Origin of the sequence: Clostridium tunisiense TJ (assembly GCF_000300195.1) — a bacterium.
Classification (GTDB): domain Bacteria; phylum Bacillota; class Clostridia; order Clostridiales; family Clostridiaceae; genus Clostridium_J; species Clostridium_J tunisiense.
The window spans coordinates 135,631-154,218 of sequence record NZ_AMQH01000011.1 but is presented as its reverse complement, the minus strand read 5'-3'; the positions used below and the strand labels follow the sequence as shown (position 1 = coordinate 154,218).

Here is an 18,588-nt window from a genome sequence, read left to right as displayed (position 1 = left end):
CTATAGAATTTATTATTACTAGTAGTTAAGTTTTAATGAGATTGGGGGCTTAAAATGAAGATATTAGTAACTGGGGGAGCTGGTTATGTGGGAAGCCATACTTGTGTAGAGCTTTTAGAAGCTGGTTATGAAGTAGTGGTGGTAGATAATCTTGTAAATAGTAGTGAAGAAACTTTAAAATGCTAGGTGCTGGCAATGTGCTAATCCAAGTGGTTATGGTGACAGTTAAGGAGTAAAGGGGGAATAATGTTATGATAAAACCTACATTAGTGGTTATGGCTGCAGGAATGGGGAGTAGATTTGGAGGGTTAAAGCAAATTACTCCTGTTGGGCCTAATGAGGAAATTATAATTGACTACTCAATTTATGATGCTATAAAAGCAGGCTTTGGAAAGGTCATATTTATAATAAAAGAAGAAGTGTTAGAGAGCTTTAAGAATAGTATAGGAAAAAGAATTGAAGGCTTAATCGAAACGGTTTATGTATTTCAAAATTTAGATATTTTGCCAAGGGGGTATAGCGTACCTCAGGGAAGAAGTAAGCCTTGGGGCACAGCTCATGCAATTATGTGCTGTAAGAACTATGTAGACACGCCCTTTTTAGTAATTAACGCAGATGATTTTTATGGAGCTACTACTTATAAAATCATCCACGATTATCTTGTAAGGTTAAAGGAGAATAAGGAGCCCTACCAATATGCTATGGTAGGTTTTAAGTTAGGAAATACTCTTTCAGACAATGGTTATGTTGCTAGAGGACTATGCGAAGTTGATGACTTAGGGTGTTTAAGAGAAATTAGAGAAAGAACTGAAATAAAAAAGTTTCAGGAGGGAGTAAAATATCGTGAAGGTGAGGATAAATGGGCTAGTATTCCAGAAAGTAGCATAGTTTCAATGAATGCTTGGGGACTTACACCTAGTATATTTGGTGAATTAGAAAAGAAATTCATAATTTTTTTAGAGGAAAAACAGGATGAAATCTTAAAAGCAGAATATTTTTTACCTACTGTAATTGATAGTTTGATCCATGAAAATAAGGCTAAAGTAAAAGTTCTTAAATCTGAGGAGCGATGGTATGGTGTTACTTATAAAGAAGATAGACAGATTATAAAAACTGCAATCTTTAACTTAGTTCAAAAGGGCATATATCCAGCAAATTTATGGGGGAAGCAAGATGAGTAATAATTATAACTTTGAAGAAATAGTAAATCACTTCAATTATGAAGGTGACTTGATTAAGGTAGAGCCTTATGGTTCTGGACATATAAATGATACTTTTGCAGTAACCTTTAATAATTATGAAGGGGAAGCTGTTAGATATATTTTGCAAAGGATAAATACAAATATTTTTAAAGAACCTAAAAAGCTTATGGAAAATATAGAGAATGTAACCAGGTTTTTAAAGAATAAAATCAACGCTTTGGGAGGAAATCCACATCGAGAAACATTAAATTTGATATATACTGTTGATCACAAACCTTTTTACCATAGTTCATCAGGAGATTACTGGAGAAGTTATGTATTTATTGAAGGAGCCAAGACTTATCAGGTAGTGGAAACCCTACAACATTTTTACAATGCAGGAAAGGCTTTAGGAAACTTTGAGCAATTACTTTCTGACTTTCCAGCAGAAAAGCTACATGAAACCATTCCAAATTTTCATAATACTAAAGCTAGATATGAAGAATTTTTGAAGGCCTTAGCTGAGGATAAAATGAATAGAGCTAAGGATATTAAAAAGGAAATTGAGTTTGTATTGGAAAGAGGAAAGGAAACCACTATTTTGGTAGACCTTTTAAATGAAGGGAAGCTACCACTTAGGGTTACCCATAATGATACAAAATTTAATAATGTTATGATAGACAATGAAACCGGTGAGGGAATTTGTGTAATAGATTTAGATACCATAATGCCAGGCTTATCTCTTTATGACTTCGGGGATTCTATTCGTTCTGGAGCTAATCCTGCAGAGGAAGATGAGAGAGATTTATCTAAAGTATCAATGGATTTATCACTGTTTGAGCATTTTACTCGCGGATTTTTAGAAGGCACTAAACACTCGCTAAGGGATATTGAAATAGAGTATTTACCCTTTGCGGCTAAAATCATGACCCTAGAATGTGGGATTAGATTTTTAGGCGATTACTTAAATGGTGATACTTATTTTAAAATTCATAGGGAAGATCATAATTTAGATAGAGCAAGAACTCAATTTAAAATGGTTATGGATATGGAAGGAAAGTTTAGTAAAATGAAGGCTATTGTAAAGAAGTATAGCTGATTCACTAAGAGGTTCGGCATAGGGAAGTTTAATAAAGTTTTAAGCGAAAGTAACATAAAAAAGTTAAAGAAAAACCATGATAAACAGGGGGGGTTGCTATGAAGGGTAGAAATGGAGTTATAGAAGTTTTAGAAAAATACAAAGGAGATAAAAATCTTAAGAAGGCCACTATAGGTATTGACTCCGCAATAGATAAAGTAGTTAGGGTTGTGCGTAATAAATCAACAAATAACGAAAAAGAATTTTTTTCAAGTATCTCACAGTTTGGAGAGCATATTACTTCTAAAAGTGGAATGAGCTGCGGGATAGAGTTAAGTGAAAGGTTTCTTAAGCTTTGAGGCAATGCCCCTATTACAAGCAATGCCCTTGGGAATTTGGGGGTAACGGTTAACTGTATTTGCCCTCTTGGAATTCCAGAGATTAACCCTGTATTCAAGAGTTTATCTTCTAATTGCAATCTTTATAGCATAGGGGAACCAGCATATACTACAGCTATGGAGTTTGAGGATGGTAAGATATTACTTGCCCAAGTGGAGGGACTTGATAGGGTAGATTGGGATAGCATAAAGGACACCTTAGGGCTAGAGAAGTTAAAGAATTTCTTTGAAGAAAGTGAATTAATAGGACTAGTTAACTGGAGTTGTATGATTAATTTCAATAACATACTTGAAGGGCTTTTAAGAGAAGTTCTTTGGAAAAGTAAGATTAGCAAAGAGCAAATAGTATTCTTTGATTTTGCAGACTTTTCTAAGAGAGAAAGAGGAGAAGTTTGCAAAGCTACGGAGCTAATCGGTGATTTCAACAACTATTACAAAGTGGTTTTAGGCTTAAATGAAAATGAGGCTATTTTAATGTTTAAGTCCTTATTTAATGAAACAACCTCAGAAGATTTATTAATTACTGGACGAAAGATATTTGATCACTTAAATATAGATACTTTAGTTATCCATACCTTAAGAAGTTCTATAGCTTGGGATAGGAATAGTGTAGTTCAAATACCAAGCCTTTATGTTAAACAACCAAAGCTCTCTACTGGAGGAGGAGATAACTTCAATGCTGGGTTGTGTTTTGGGCTACTTCTCCATTTAGATTTAGAAAGTTCTTTATTTATTGCAAATGCTACTTCAGGGTATTATGTAAGAAATGCACAAAGTCCAACTATTGAAACCCTAATTGAAACCTTAAAAAATTGGGATGAACTAATGGAAGAAAACAATGGATAATTATAAAAAGAATTACTATGAGGAAGATGTAAGAAAGCTAATTTAGTAACAAACTGTATAACAGTGGCAAAGATTAATGAAGGAAAGTAGTGCTTAAAAGTCAAGACTTATGAGCATCATAGGGGAGGGATCATATGAAAGTTATTATTGCTAGAGACTATAAGGAGTTAAGCAAAAAGGCTTCAAGCATTTTGGCAAGTCAACTAATTTTAAAGCCAGAAAGTGTTTTAGGATTAGCTACTGGTTCCACGCCTATAGGAACCTATGAGGAACTTATAAAGCTACATAAGCAAGGTGTTATTAGCTTTTCAAGTGTTACTACATTTAATTTAGATGAATATTATGGCTTAGATAGTAATAACCCTAATAGTTATAGTTATTTCATGAGAGACAAATTATTCAATCATATAGATATTGATAACAATAGAGTCCATATACCAAATGGCCTAACTAAAGATATACAAAAGGAATGCCAAGCCTATGAGAAAAAAATCATTGGAAAAGGGGGCATTGATATTCAGCTTCTTGGTATAGGTAGAAATGGCCATATTGGATTTAATGAACCTGACATTAAATTTGAAGCTATAACCCATCTTGTAAACCTAGATACAGATACTATTTATGCTAACGCTAGATTCTTTAAAGATGTTAAAGGTGTTCCTAAGAAAGCCATAAGCATGGGGATAAAGACAATAATGAACTCAAAGAAAATACTTCTATTAGCTTCTGGAGAGGAAAAGGCACAAATAGTTTATGATACACTATACGGAAAAATAACCCCCGAAACTCCGGCTTCAGTGCTTCAACTTCATCCTAATCTAATAGTAATAGTTGATAAGCAGGCGGCTAAGTATTTATAAAACTTAACTAAAATATTTTAAAGTGACTATAGAAATAAAGAAAGAAGGAAATCTCCACTTAAAAATAATTAAGTAGCGGTAGAGACTGTTATTATAAAAAAACCCCAGGGTTAAAACCAACTGCTGAAGTTATTTATAAATTAAAGCTAATGAGAGTATTAAGTAAGTGGCTATGGAGAGCTGTGTGTGTAAATGCATGGCTTTTTTTAATTTTTTTGATAATTTTATTATGAATTAATAATTTTCATAACTAACTTTTGCGTAAAAGTAAAAATATCTAGTAAAGATAGTATTAGTATTAATCTTAAACACGACAGTTTTATAGGGTGTAAAGTTATGAAAAAAGTGGAGTTAACAAATATATAATAAGAAATACTTTAAATATAATCAAAAAAGTAAAAAACAATTAACAACAAGGACATAATATTAATATTGACTGTTAGTCGACTAAATGATATTATAAATTATGTTAGACGGCTAATTAATTTTAGCATGCGATACATAGAGGAGGAATATAATAAATGGAGGATAAGGGTTGCTTTAATCCAGATAATTTATACCATGTATTTGGGCAAATAATAAAGTTGCATTTTACCCGTTCTCATAACTTGTTAGAAAAACAAGGGATTTATCCAGGACAGCCACCACTGTTATTTACATTATATTATAAGGATGGTCAAAGCCAGAAGGAACTTGCAGATAAGCTTAGAATTAAGCCTGCAACTGTAACTGTTATGATAACAAGAATGGAAAAGTCAGACCTAGTTACAAGAAAACAGGATGAGCAAGACCAAAGAATCTCTAGAGTTTTTATCACAGAAAAGGGCAGAGAAATGTGTAAGAAACTTAAGAGCATTTTTGAAATTCTTAATGAAGAGTGTTTTAGTAATTTTACGGAGGAGGAGAAGGTGTTGCTTCGTAGATTTTTTCTTCAAATGAGGGATAATTTAACAAAGGCTAGCTTAGATAAATTAGGTGACTAAACAATTATTGAGTTGATTTATATGAATTTAAGGTAAATATTAAGATGTTTACATTTTGGATTTGTATAACATTAGTAGGGATTAACCCATAAGTACCTATATATTTTTAAAATTGGTAAGCAATTAAATATATAAGTTGAAGAAAAAAATAATTAATAAGTAGTAAATAAAAAGAAGTTATTTAATTGTCAGGAGATGATTATCAGTGATTAAGTTATATAAAAACTTAAAGCCATATACTGCTATGGTTATTGCAGTATTATTTTTTGTGGCTTTACAATCAATTGGAGATTTGTATCTTCCAACTTTAATGTCTGACATAATTAATGAAGGAGTTATGCAGGGAGATACAAATAAGATTTTGCAAATTGGAGGCATCATGCTTTTAGTTGCTGGAGGCGGAGTTATTGCGTCTATTCTCGCCAGTTTATTATCAGCAAAGGTTGCAACTGGACTTGGAACAATTTTAAGAAGTAAGATATTTAGAAGAGTTGAAAGCTTTTCCTTAAATGAGTTTGATAAACTTGGAACCGCAACTCTTATCACAAGAACTACAAATGATGTTACTCAAATTCAAACAGTTACTGTAATGATAATGCGTATGATGATTAGTGCGCCAATTATGGCAGCTGGCGGTGTTTTTATGGCCCTTAAAAAGGATAAGCCCCTTACTTGGGTACTAGCTGTTTCAATACCTGTTCTTGCAATAGTTGTAGCTATACTAGCATCAAAAATGATGCCATTATTTAAGCAAGTACAAGTAAAAATTGATAGAATTAACTTGGTTTTACGGGAAAAGCTTACAGGAATAAGAGTTATAAGAGCTTTTAATACAATTGAACGTGAAAGAGTGCGTTTTGATGAGGCCAATGTGGATTTAACACAAAACTATATTAAAGTTAATAGGATTATGGCTTTCATGATGCCTTCGATAATGCTTGTCATGAATTTCACTTCTTTAGCAATTCTTTGGTTTGGTGGAATTAGAATAAGTGAAGGTAGCATGGACCTAGGTGCTCTTGCAGCCTTTACTCAATATGCAATGCAAATAATGATGTCAATGCTTATGCTTGCAATGATGTTTATAATGGTTCCTCGTGCTCAAGCAGCAGCAGTAAGAATTAATGAAGTTTTAGAAACTGTACCAGATATAACAGATGCAGAAAACACAAAGGAAGACTTTAATGGAAAGGGTTATGTGGAATTTAAGGATGTAACCTTTAGCTATCATGGAGCTGAACAACCAGCACTTAATAATATATCCTTTGCAGCAAAGCCAGGGGAAGTAACTGCTGTTATTGGTAGTACAGGTTCTGGTAAGTCAACCTTAGTGAACTTAATTCCAAGATTTTATGATATAGATAGTGGAAGCATTCTTGTAGATGGAGTAGATATAAGAGAGATTTCTCAGGATAATCTTCGTAATAAAATAGGCTTCGTACCGCAAAAGGCTGTGTTATTCTCAGGAACTATTTCTGAAAATATAAAGTTTGGTAATGATAAAGCTACTGAAGAAGAAATTAGACATGCAGCAGAGGTGGCACAAGCAGCTGATTTTATAGCTACTATGGATGGAGGTTATGACCATGAAATTGCACAAGGTGGTACAAATGTATCTGGTGGTCAAAAGCAACGTTTATCTATAGCACGTGCCCTAGTTAGAAGACCGGAAATATATATATTTGATGATAGTTTTTCAGCTTTAGACTTTAAGACAGATGCAAAGCTAAGAGCTGCACTTAAAAAAGAAACTCTAGAATCAACAGTAATAATTGTTGCTCAAAGGGTTGGTACAGTTATGGATGCTGATAGAATTATAGTTTTAGATGAAGGAAGAATTGCGGGAATGGGTACTCACAAAGAATTACTAAATAATTGTGATGTTTACCGTGAAATTGTGTCCTCACAACTTTCAGAGGAGGAGATGAAATAGCCATGAGTGAAGATAAAAAAGTAAGTCGTGGACCAAGAGGTGGCAGAGGCGGTCATGGGCCTATGGGAAGACCTGTGGAAAAGCCAAAGGATTTTAAAGGCACTTTCAGAAGATTAATTAGATATTTAAGACCCCATAAAATAAATTTAATTGTAGTTTTAATATTTGCTATTGCTAGTACTTCTTTTACAATAGTAGCACCTAAAGTTACTAGTAAAGCCATGAACAAACTTCAAAATGCATATATGGCACGTAAAATGCTCAGTGAACTTTCAAAGGGTCAAAATGAAGCAGTGGACCAAATGAAGGATAAGATGGGTGAGGTTCAAAAGAAGGTTGTAGACCAAATTAAGGACAATATGGCTGAAGGTCAAACTAAGGCTGTGGATTCTATAACAACAAGCATGGCAGAGGCACAAGTTAAAGCAGTAGATGAAATTTATAAGGGAATTGCTATACAACTACACCAAGGAGTAGCTAGCGGACAAGTAACAGCAGTAGATAAAATAACTGCTCAAATGGGAACAGTTCAAAAGGGGTTAGTGGCTCAGATTCAGCAACAGATGCAGCAAATGCAACAAGGTGGAGCTCAAGCACCTCAAACTCAGCCACAGCAAGTGGACCCTAAAACTCTTGAAGCTATGCAGAACCTAATGAAGCTTCCGATGATTGAAGCTCAAGGAAGTAGACAAGAAAAAGTTAAAATAACTCTTCAATTTATTGATGTTTTAGAGGCAATGCCAGCTGATGGAAAAATAGATAAGAGTTCTTTAGCAAGCACAAAAGAGTTGTTAAAGCTACCTATGCTTAATAGTGTTAGTGATTCAAAACAAAAGGTTAATATAATTAAAAAGTTTATGAATATGGCAAAAACTATGCCTGGGGGACAAAGTTCCTCTATGCAGGTTGATGCTGCAACCATGGATAAGGCATTAGCTAAGATTCCAGAAATAAAAGACTTTAGCACTAGTTCAAATTCAACTTCAACAGGAGCTATGGATAAAAGTGCAAAGACTTCTATGGAAAAATTATTAAAACTTCCAATTGTTAAGGATATTCAAGATCCAAAGGAAAAACGTGATAATTTAATTCAGCTTGTGGATATATTTAAAAATATGCCTGCAATGTCTAGCGGTAATGCAGATACAGAGAGCAAAATTAAGCCAGAGGATATGCAAACTATTCAGGATTTATTAGCGCTACCAGATATAAAGAGTATTACTGATGAGGCTGAAAAAACAGCTACAGTAAGTAAACTAGTAGATATATTTAGTAAGATGCCAAAGATGAATGAAGATAGTGGAGCTAGTGAAGAAAGTATGACTCCTGAGCAGCTTAAGAATGTTCAAGATTTATTAAACCTTCCGATGATTGATACTATCACTGATCCAGAGGAAAAAACTAAGGTATTAAACCAAATGCTTACTATATTTAGTAACATGCCAGATATGGGAAGTGATACTGAAAATGATAGTTCAGAAACAAAAATGGATGCTGAAGGTATAAAATCACTTCAAGAATTCCTTGGCCTTCCAAAGCTTGATACATTAACCAATGCAGATGAAAAAGCAGATGTAGCAAGAAAAATAATGGATTTAGGAAAGAAAATGCAAGGCACTATGGAGGATGCTCCAGCAAATCCAGAGGATAACATTAAATTTACTGATGAACAAGTAAACTCAGTAATTAGTGCTATAAGAGAAACTAATGGAGAGTATGATTTTGTATATATTGGTCACATTGCTTTAATCCTAATAGGTATGTATATAATCAGTGCAATCTTTAGTTTAGTTATGGGACTTGTAATGTCAGGAGTTTCTCAAAAAACCGTTCGTGACTTAAGAAGACAAGTAGATGAGAAGCTTTCAAGACTACCACTCAAGTATTTTGATATGCATGCTCATGGAGATATACTAAGTCGTGTTACTAATGATGTTGATACCATAGCAACAACACTTCAGCAAAGCTTAACACAGATAATTACAGCGGTTATAACTATAGTTGGATATATCATTATGATGCTTACAATAAGTCCAATACTTACACTAATTGTAATAGCAACTTTACCACTATATGTAATAGCTACTGCTCTTATTGCGAAGAAATCACAAAAATACTTTGCGGTTCAGCAAAAGGAAATTGGACTTTTAAGTGGACACGTAGAGGAAATGTACACTGGACACAAAATTGTTAAAGCTTTTGGACATGAAAAAGATTCTATAGAAGAATTTGAAGCAATAAACAACAGACTTATGGATACAGGTTGGAAAGCACAGTTTGTTTCTGGTATTATGTTCCCGTTAATGAACTTTATCAGTAACTTAGGTTATGTGGGAATAAGTATTGTAGGGGGAATGTGGATTACTAAGAGTATTCTTGGAATCGGTGATATCCTTGCATTTATTCAATACTCAAGATCTTTCACAATGCCAATTGTTCAAACTGCAAATATAGCTAACGTTATTCAATCAACAGTAGCTTGTGCTGAACGTGTATTCCAAATCCTTGATGAGGAAGAGGAAATTCCAGACAGCAGTGATGCTGTGGTTCTTGAAAATCCAAGAGGGGAAGTATCCTTTGAACAGGTGGCCTTTAGATACAAAGAAGATGAACCACTAATTGAGGATATGAATTTACAGGTTAATCAAGGAGACACTATTGCCATAGTTGGACCAACTGGTGCAGGTAAAACCACACTTGTAAATCTGTTAATGAGATTCTATGAAATTAATTCTGGTAAGATAAGTATTGATGGAGTTGACATAACTAATATTAAGCGTAGTGAACTTCGTAAAATGTTTGGTATGGTGCTTCAAGATACTTGGCTATACAATGGAACAATTAAAGAGAATATAGCTTATGGAAAAGAAGGCGCTACTATGGATGAAGTTGTAATGGCAGCCAAAGCAGCCCATGCAGATCATTTCATAAGAACTCTTCCACAGGGCTATGACACAGTGCTTAATGAAGAAGGAACTAATATTTCTCAAGGACAAAAACAGCTTTTAACTATAGCTCGTGCAATCCTTGCAGACCCAGCAATATTAATACTTGATGAAGCTACAAGTAGCGTTGATACAAGAACAGAAGTATTAATTCAAAAAGCTATGGCTAACTTAATGCAGGGCAGAACTAGTTTTGTAATTGCTCACAGACTTTCTACTATTCGTGATGCAGAACTTATTTTAGTTATGAATAAGGGAACAATCATTGAAATGGGAAATCATAAAGAGTTATTAAATCAAGGTGGCTTCTATGCTGATCTTTACAACAGCCAATTTGCTGGAGAAGATGCTGTTTAACAACATTTTGGAAGCTTCAAGTCTACCATCTTCTAAAGTGGCAATTGCTCAGTCTAGATAAGTTGCTTTGGTATCACTGAAAATCTGCTTCCAAAGTTGTTAACAAAATGAACTTGTTCATTATTAAAAAATAATCCTATAGATATAGTTAAAATAATGTATAGAAACTGCTGATAGATTGATTGTCAGCAGTTTTTATTTTTGCACACGGAATCTTGTTATGTATAGATGAAGTTATTAAGTCTTTTAAAGGAAATGAAGTAATAGTGTAGAATATACAAGAATAAAAAATATTGTAGGTTTTATTTTTGTATGAAAAATTGAAAATAGTTATTTAGGGAAATGAGAAATTAACATTTGTGCTATGCGATTGTATAAGAATCACGATTATAAAACTTGGTGTATTCAAATGTTCAAATAAAAGTTCGGAGGAGAAAAAGAATGTTATACAAAGAAGATATAATTAAAATTCTCAAAGAAATGAATTTGCCATTAAATCAGTATTGGATAACCTCTGGTGCTGCATTAGTAATTCATGGAGTTAAAGATACTACAAGAGACATTGACTTAGGGTGTACTACAGAATTAGTGGAAGCTTTTTTAAAAAAGGGCTGTAAGTGCAAAGTAGTAGAAGATAATTCTAGAATTGTTGAAGTAAATGACAATATAGAAATCCTAGAGAATTGGTTTGTGGAAAAAATAGAATTTATTGAGGGACTACCAGTTGGGACTTTGGAAAGTATTAAAAAACAAAAAGCTGAACTAGGCAGAGAAAAAGACATGAAAGATATTAAACTTATAGATGAATTTATTAAAAGAAAAAGGTAGTTAGTGATCTTATATTATGAAAATTAAAAAATCACCTTAGGTAAGGTGTTGCTTGTTACGCGGCGTAATATGGTAAATTTAAGTTGAGGTGATAGATATGAAGGAAACATTTTCAACAGGGGACATTGCAAAATTATGCAATGTTAGTGTTAGAACTGTGCAGTATTATGATAAGGAAGGAATACTAAGTCCTTCTGAGCTAAGCGAAGGTGGAAGAAGAATATATTCTGAAGAAGACCTAAGAAAGTTTCGATGTATTTGCCTTTATAAAGCACTAGGCTTTTCCTTAGGAGAAATAAAAGAGGTTATGAATTCAGAAAATAGTTATAGTCTTTTAGATGAAATAATTACAAATCAACTAACTAAGATTGATAAGGAAATTTTGTCATTAGAAAAAACAAGAAAACAACTAAGTGTGATTTCAGAAGAATTTAGGGAAACAGGAAAAGTAAAAGTTAGGAGCATAAAAGAAATGGATACATTAGTATCAAAGAAAAATCTCCACAAAAAAACTGATGTAATGACCTATATATTTTTAGCATGTTATTTACTCTTACTTTTTACTGGATTTCCAGCAGCAATATCAATTGGTGGGATTACTCCAGTTATTATGATAGTAATAACAATAGTACTATTATTTGGTTTAATTTATTATCATAGTAAGGTTAATTCTTATGTTTGTCCAAAATGTGAAAGTAAGTTTTCAATTAGCTTTTGGAGGGATATGTTTTCACTAAATGGCGGTAAAAATGGAAAATACCTTAAGTGCCCTAATTGTAAGCATAAAGGCTGGTTTAAAGAAACTTATGTAGATTAAGTATTACTGATTATGCAACATTCTAGGATGAGACCTTTGAAGTGAAAACAAAAGAAGCTTGTTAGTCGGTGTGCTATTGAAAAAGGTAATTTATAATTGTTGGTAAAGAAAAGAATATAAATGGGGATTTACTTTATATTTAGTAAAATACTAATAAAGATTCGGGGGAGAGGAAATGAAGAGATTTTATAAAATGGTGGAGGGAAGCTTCAAGCGTTTTCCTGAAGGAGTAGAGCCTTTTCAGATGGTTACAAGACTATTAGAAGAGTGTGGTGAGGTTGCAAGTGAAGTTAATCACTTTGAAGCTAGTGGTGTAAAAAGATTAAAGCACGGTGAACCAAGTAAGGCTGCTTTAGCTGGAGAGATAAGACAAGCGATGGTGGCTTTAATGCAAATAGCAGTGTACTACTCAGCTGAGGAGGAATTAGAAAAGTCGATGAATGAATCACTAAAGAGAATGAAAGATGAAAATCTTATTGATTAGTTGAGTTATATTTATAATGTAGGTGGACTATTTTAAATGGTCCATCTTATTTATTATACAGCAAATTTAAATTTTTTTACTTAAACAAGTGCATGTAAGGTAACAGTTTAAACATAGGAAAGTTAATCTTAACAAAAGAATATAAATGATTAAATAACAAGTATGAAGTTGAACTAGTCTAATTCAAATGATAATATTAGATTAAAAAGCTAAGGCATCTTCAAGATATAAATAAGTATAACTCAAAATATCCTTAACATCTTTGACTTATTATTTATTTTCAGGTGCTAATGAACTGTTAAAAAATGAGGTGTAAAAACTATGAAATCTTTAGATAATAATATAAATAGTAATATGCAAAGAGTTTCTTTTGATTTTAATCGTGATAGTTTAAGAGTAGATTGTGAAAAGTGCTTTGGACTTTGTTGCGTAGCTTTATATTTTTCATCTTCTGAAGGCTTTCCTGAAAATAAAGATGCTGGAAAACCATGTATAAATCTACAACAGAACTTTCAATGTAAGGTTCATAAAGAGCTAACACAGAAGGGATTAAAGGGTTGCACAGCCTATGATTGCTTTGGAGCAGGTCAAAAAGTTGCTCAAGTAACCTATAAGGGAGAACATTGGAGAAAAAGTCCAAAGTCTGCAGATGAGATGTTTCAGGTATTCCTAATACAAAGACAGCTTCATGAAATGCTTTGGTATCTAATGGATGGACTTAAATTTCAGGAAAATCATGTGATTCAAGAGAAACTTAGGGATATTATAAGTAAAACAGAAGAATTAACTAATCTTAGTGCAGAAAAGCTTTTAGCTTTAGATATGGTTCAACATCGAATGGCAGTTAATTCACTGCTAAAGGAAACCAGCCAAATGGTGAGAAAAAAAGCTGGAGGAAGCAATAATAGTACTCTTGGGCGTAAAAAGGCTTTTGGTGGAGGATTAAATCTTATGGGAGCAGATCTTAGAAAAAAGGACTTAAGAGGTCAAGATTTAAGTGGAGCCTTTTTAATTGCTGCAAACCTAAGAGCAACAGATTTAACAGGTGCTGACCTTATAGGTGCAGATCTAAGAGACGCAGATTTACGAGGAGCAAACCTAACTAATTGTATATTTTTAACTCAAGGACAAATTAATAGTGCAAAAGGTGATTTAACTACAAAATTACCAGAGGCTCTTTTGGTGCCAACACACTGGAAAAAATAAAATGTTTTATAAAAATGAGAACATTCACAGATTCACTCATGAGTTTTCTCATTTTTTCATTAACTTAAGGGAGGAGTTAAAATGATTATCCAATGGATATTCTTATGTATCATAGTTTGCTTTTTAGCTTTTTCATACATTAAACAGTTTTCACTTAAAGCAAGGCTCACTTTTCTAGTAACAGTTTTTGTAGTATCCCTAATTTTAGCTTTGCTGATTCCTATATTTAAAATTTCTATTATTACGCTGTTAGCACTATTTTTTATTGAAAACATATGGCTTTTATTTGCTTTGGTGCTATTTATAGATATGATAATAGGAAAGAAAAATAAAGTGATAATGATTGTTTTAGCAATTGTGTGCTTAACTATATATTTTTATCTTCGTACTATGATTTAGTAAGAAGTTTTGTAAGGCTCTAATTTATTGGTGTAGAAAAAAGAAGATTTAAAGATCAATTACTTGTTTATGAGGAATCACTAAAAGTTATTCTTAGACCTGAATCTTAATAAAATATAATAAGAAACAATTTACACTTATGTAAATTAGATTGAGCGTAAAGGAAAAACAGAGTTACTCAAATTATTATTTTGAGTAACTCTGTTTCAATTTTTAATTAGCTTCACTATTAAAGTTTATCCATTCAGAAAGTAAATCTTCCAACTGTTCACTTAATTCTTCTTTTTTAGCATAAAGCTTGGCAAGCTCTTCATAATTATAGGCGCAGTTATCCATAAGATTATGAATTTCACGAAGCTCTTCCTCTAAGAATTTAATGCTATGATCCAGTTTTTCCATATGGAAGTTTGATTTTTTAGAATTATTATCTGGCTTCATAGTTGGCTTTTTTGATGTAACTTTCTTAGTTATGTCACTGTCAACTGACTTGGATAGTAATAATTGGAGTTTGCTGTTTTTATAAAAATCATAGTTACCAGAGTAATTTACCAGTTTATTGTCCTCCAGGGCAATTATTCTATCACAGACTTTATTTATAAAATACCTATCATGGGATATAAAAAATATAGTGCCATTAAAATCCTCTAGTGCAGTTTCTAAGGTTTCAATTGACTCAATATCAAGATGGTTAGTTGGTTCATCAAGTATGAGTAGATTTATCTCATCATATAGAAGCATGCTTAGCTTAAGCCTAACCTTCTCACCACCAGATAAGTGTTTTACCTTTTGATAAACAGTTTTTCCAAAGAACATAAACTTAGAAAGATATTCCCTAGCTTTTCCCTCCAGAATATTTCTATCTTCTCTAAAGCATTCAATAACTGTACAATCTTCATTACTAAAAGTAATTTCCTGTGGTAAATAAGCATGTTTTACATTAGCTCCTATTTCTAAAATTCCACTATCCATATTCATGTTACCTAAAAGCATTTTTAAAAATGTAGTTTTGCCACTACCATTAGGACCTATGAGAGCTACTCTTTCACCGTAGTAAATGTTTAACTGAGCTTTACTTAATATAACTTTATCATTAAAGCTCTTACAGATTTCAGAACCTTTTATCACATTAGAGCCTGACCTTTCTGTATCCTTAAAATCAAATTTAATGTTTTGTTTTTTAAATACTGGTTTATCAATCTTATCAAGTTTATCTAACTTTTTTTGAATACTTGCAGCCCTAGTATAATGTTCCCAAGACCTAAGTCTTTTAACGGCACTTTCCATAGCTCTTATTTTGCTTTGCTGATCTTTGTAATCCTTAAATTGCTCCAGCATATTATCTTCTTTTTGTCTAACATAGTCAGAATAATTTCCATCATACTGTGTATTTTGTTTATTTTCAATTTCAATAACCTTGGTCACCACATTATCTAAGAAGTACCTATCGTGGGAAACCACCATAACAATGCCATTGTAATTTCTAAGATATCCTTCAAGCCATTCTATAGAATCCATATCCAAATGATTTGTAGGTTCATCAAGAAGTAAAATATCAGGGTTTTCTAAAAGTATTTTTCCAAGACTTACTGTGGTTTTTTCTCCACCACTTAAAATATTAAAGTCCTTGTTTAAGAAAGCATCATCAAATTTTAACCCCTTGCATATCTTACTTAATTTCTCATCTATATCATAGCCGCCTTTAGTGATATACACCTCTTGGAGGTCACTATACCGTTTTAATACTCTCTCGAGCTCTTCTCCTTCTAGAGTAGACATAGTATTTTCTAGCTCTCTAAGATTTTTTTCAATGGTATAAACTTCTTCAAAGGCAGATTTTAAAATATGAATAACCTTTAAGTTTCCAGCATACTCTGGAAGTTGATTAAGATATCCAACAGTAACTCCCTTAGGAATTTTAATCCAGCCTTTTAGCCTGCCATCACGTGAATCTAATCTATCATCTCTATCCATTGGTTCTATGCCAGCTAGTAGTTTTAAAATAGTGCTTTTTCCGCAACCATTCCTACCTACAAGGGCAACTCTTTCTTTATCATATACAGTAAAAGTTATATTATTTAATACTAAATTATCTCCAAATCTTTTCATAATACGATACATTGTAAATTCAATCATCTATAATCCCTCATCTCATAAAATAATAATCCAAATACTTAAGGCAATTATTAGATAACTTACTACATTCTAAGGGGTATCCAAGAAGCCTAAAAAGGCTTAATAAACAATCTATGAAAAATAAAAAGACCCTAAGAAAGAATATTCTTACGGTCTAAAAATAGCTTTAATTTATAAAATCAAAGGTATATAAATACAACTAGCCTTAATAAAGATATTATTTAAAATATCTTGGCTAAAGAGTAAATTTATATAAGAACTCTGCTTAAATAATTAAATATATTTCAGTAAAGTAAGTTATCTTCTAAATTGCTAATTTCATTTAAAGAGCGAAACAAATAATCCTAACCTAAAATAGGCAAAGACCATACTCTTTAAAGATATCTATTAATTTAAAATAAAATTAATGTTAGCAATTAGCTGGTGTCATAACTTACTTCCTCCTTTATATTTAACAATACCTATATTTTACATTATATTCATATAATTGTAAATAGTTAAAATTTAATGTATTATTACTTTTATGGGAATGTTACATTAAAAATAAGTAAAATATAAAAAACTTACAAAGTTAAATCATTTGAGATATAAGTTTTAAGCTAATTTAACAGGTATATGTTGTCTACATAGGCCTATCCATATTTTAAATGTTATAAAAAGGTAAAGTTTAAATTTTGAAATAATTTTGTATATATCCAACTGGTGTATTGAGTTAATAAAGGAGGACTTAACATGGAGGTAATTGAAGCCATTTACCAAAGAAGAAGTATAAGAAATTACTTAGATAAGAAAGTGGAAAGAAATATTATTATGACCTTATTAAAGGCAGCCACTGCAGCACCAACAGCAGCTAATTGTCAACCTTGGGAGTTTGTGGTTATTGATGAAGGGGACAAACTTTCTCAGTTAAAAGATAAATTGGTTTTTGCAAGATACAATGCACCAGTTGCTATTGTGGTGTGTGGAAATATGAAATTAGCTTTTAAGGGACCAGGAAAGGAAATGTGGGTACAAGATTGCAGTGCAGCCATAGAAAATATTTTAATCGCAGCTACAAGCATTGGCCTTGGTTCAGTATGGATAGGGGTTTATCCTGTGGAAAGCAATATTAGTGCAGTAAAATCATTATTAAATATGCCTGAACATGTTACCCCTCTTGGTGTTGTATTAATTGGATACCCAGCAGAGGAAAAGGAAGCAAGAAGTAGACTGAACGAAAAAAGAGTATATTGGCAAGAATATGAGCCTGACCGTAAACATAAGAAAAAGGATAAACCAGTAATAGGACATTACTAGAGAAGAAGGGTATAAGAAATATTCCTATTTATGAGGTGATGAACCATAAATAAATAAATAAATAAATAATAACTTTTCTACTGAAGTTCAGTAGTTGAATATTTGCGATAATATGTAGAATATATAATTCTTCCATCATAAACTTTAATGAGGGTGAGTAATTTTTACTATATGATTTATCAAACAATTGAAGTAAGATATAATTAAATGAATAAAATGTTTATTAATAAAGCTTAATATAGTGAGTTATAAAGGGAGGTTACAATGGTTTTACTAGTAGTTGATACTCAAAAGTTAATAACAAATGAGAAATTATATGAATTTGATACTTTTGTATTTAATGTTAAAAAACTAATAAATAAGGCTAGAGAGAATAATATTGAAGTAATATATGTACGTCATGATGATGGACATGGTAGCGAATTAACAAAAGGAACTGATGGTTTCGAAATATATGAAGAGTTTAAGCCAATGGATGGAGAAAAAATATTTGATAAAAATGTTAATAGTGCATTTAAAGGAACTGGATTATTAGAGTATCTATCAAATAGCGATGAAAAAGAGGTAATTATTGTTGGGTTACAAACAGACTATTGTATTGATGCTACTATAAAATGTGGATTTGAACATGGACTGCATATTTTAGTTCCAGCATATGCGAATACAACAGTAAATAATAAGTTTATGTCAGCTGAACAAAGCTATAGATATCACAATGAATTTATGTGGAATGGTAGATATGCAAAATGTATTTCAGTGGAAGAAACAATTAAAAAACTGAATGATTAAATTCAGGTTATAGAATTTAAAGGGGAATATGAATTCAATGGATCCTCTTATCCAT

The 18,588-nt window shown here is 32.1% G+C and carries 16 protein-coding genes and 1 pseudogene; 16 read left to right on the top strand and 1 reads right to left on the bottom strand.

Going from position 1 to position 18,588, the window contains the following annotated elements; all coding sequences use genetic code 11:
* Positions 1–54: 54 nt before the first annotated feature.
* The 14 genes and pseudogenes from C661_RS23130 to C661_RS0110660 form a co-directional block, all read left to right on the top strand.
* A pseudogene (locus tag C661_RS23130) lies at positions 55–180 on the top strand (NAD-dependent epimerase/dehydratase family protein); the annotation flags it as partial.
* 71 nt (positions 181–251) lie between these two features.
* A complete protein-coding gene (locus tag C661_RS0110720; RefSeq protein WP_017415313.1) occupies positions 252–1,181 on the top strand; it encodes a sugar phosphate nucleotidyltransferase in 930 nt (309 codons plus the stop codon).
* Positions 1,174–2,280 (top strand): phosphotransferase enzyme family protein, encoded by a 1,107-nt coding sequence (locus C661_RS0110715; RefSeq protein WP_017415312.1) that lies wholly within the window; start codon positions 1,174–1,176, stop codon positions 2,278–2,280. Before C661_RS0110720 ends, C661_RS0110715 begins: the two co-directional genes overlap by 8 nt.
* Before the next feature lie 98 nt (positions 2,281–2,378).
* Entirely contained in the window at positions 2,379–2,618 is a 240-nt protein-coding gene (locus tag C661_RS0110710) for a hypothetical protein (RefSeq protein WP_017415311.1), read from the top strand.
* A gap of 12 nt (positions 2,619–2,630) precedes the next feature.
* Entirely contained in the window at positions 2,631–3,503 is an 873-nt protein-coding gene (locus C661_RS0110705; protein ID WP_439328876.1) for a hypothetical protein, read from the top strand.
* A gap of 134 nt (positions 3,504–3,637) precedes the next feature.
* Complete coding sequence (gene nagB / locus C661_RS0110700; protein WP_017415309.1) at positions 3,638–4,363, top strand: glucosamine-6-phosphate deaminase; 726 nt, start codon at positions 3,638–3,640, stop codon at positions 4,361–4,363.
* Positions 4,364–4,884: 521 nt separating this feature from the next.
* Positions 4,885–5,346 carry a MarR family winged helix-turn-helix transcriptional regulator gene (locus tag C661_RS0110695; RefSeq protein ID WP_017415308.1) on the top strand — a complete coding sequence of 154 codons (462 nt, stop codon included), beginning with the start codon at positions 4,885–4,887 and terminating at the stop codon, positions 5,344–5,346.
* A 205-nt stretch (positions 5,347–5,551) separates the two neighbouring features.
* Positions 5,552–7,279 (top strand): ABC transporter ATP-binding protein, encoded by a 1,728-nt coding sequence (locus C661_RS0110690; protein WP_017415307.1) that lies wholly within the window; start codon positions 5,552–5,554, stop codon positions 7,277–7,279.
* A 1,487-nt stretch (positions 7,280–8,766) separates the two neighbouring features.
* On the top strand, positions 8,767–10,581 hold the full coding sequence (locus C661_RS21735) for an ABC transporter ATP-binding protein (protein ID WP_500681103.1): 1,815 nt from the start codon (positions 8,767–8,769) through the stop codon (positions 10,579–10,581).
* Positions 10,582–11,022: 441 nt separating this feature from the next.
* Positions 11,023–11,409 carry a hypothetical protein gene (locus C661_RS0110680; protein WP_017415305.1) on the top strand — a complete coding sequence of 129 codons (387 nt, stop codon included), beginning with the start codon at positions 11,023–11,025 and terminating at the stop codon, positions 11,407–11,409.
* Positions 11,410–11,506: 97 nt separating this feature from the next.
* On the top strand, positions 11,507–12,226 hold the full coding sequence (locus C661_RS22760) for a MerR family transcriptional regulator (protein ID WP_017415304.1): 720 nt from the start codon (positions 11,507–11,509) through the stop codon (positions 12,224–12,226).
* Positions 12,227–12,401: 175 nt separating this feature from the next.
* A complete protein-coding gene (locus C661_RS21725) occupies positions 12,402–12,710 on the top strand; it encodes a nucleoside triphosphate pyrophosphohydrolase family protein (protein WP_017415303.1) in 309 nt (102 codons plus the stop codon).
* A 321-nt stretch (positions 12,711–13,031) separates the two neighbouring features.
* Positions 13,032–13,916 (top strand): pentapeptide repeat-containing protein, encoded by an 885-nt coding sequence (locus C661_RS0110665; protein ID WP_017415302.1) that lies wholly within the window; start codon positions 13,032–13,034, stop codon positions 13,914–13,916.
* A gap of 81 nt (positions 13,917–13,997) precedes the next feature.
* On the top strand, positions 13,998–14,315 hold the full coding sequence (locus C661_RS0110660) for a hypothetical protein (RefSeq protein WP_017415301.1): 318 nt from the start codon (positions 13,998–14,000) through the stop codon (positions 14,313–14,315).
* Between the two features lie 213 nt (positions 14,316–14,528).
* On the opposite strand, the gene C661_RS0110655 is transcribed toward C661_RS0110660, so the two are convergent.
* On the bottom strand, positions 14,529–16,448 hold the full coding sequence (locus C661_RS0110655) for an ABC-F family ATP-binding cassette domain-containing protein (RefSeq protein ID WP_017415300.1): 1,920 nt from the start codon (positions 16,446–16,448) through the stop codon (positions 14,529–14,531).
* A 732-nt stretch (positions 16,449–17,180) separates the two neighbouring features.
* On the opposite strand from C661_RS0110655, the gene C661_RS0110650 reads away from it, so the two are divergent.
* Together C661_RS0110650 and C661_RS0110645 are read left to right on the top strand one after the other, a co-directional pair.
* Positions 17,181–17,744 carry a nitroreductase family protein gene (locus tag C661_RS0110650; RefSeq protein WP_017415299.1) on the top strand — a complete coding sequence of 188 codons (564 nt, stop codon included), beginning with the start codon at positions 17,181–17,183 and terminating at the stop codon, positions 17,742–17,744.
* 264 nt (positions 17,745–18,008) lie between these two features.
* A complete protein-coding gene (locus tag C661_RS0110645; protein WP_017415298.1) occupies positions 18,009–18,533 on the top strand; it encodes a cysteine hydrolase family protein in 525 nt (174 codons plus the stop codon).
* Positions 18,534–18,588: the final 55 nt, after the last annotated feature.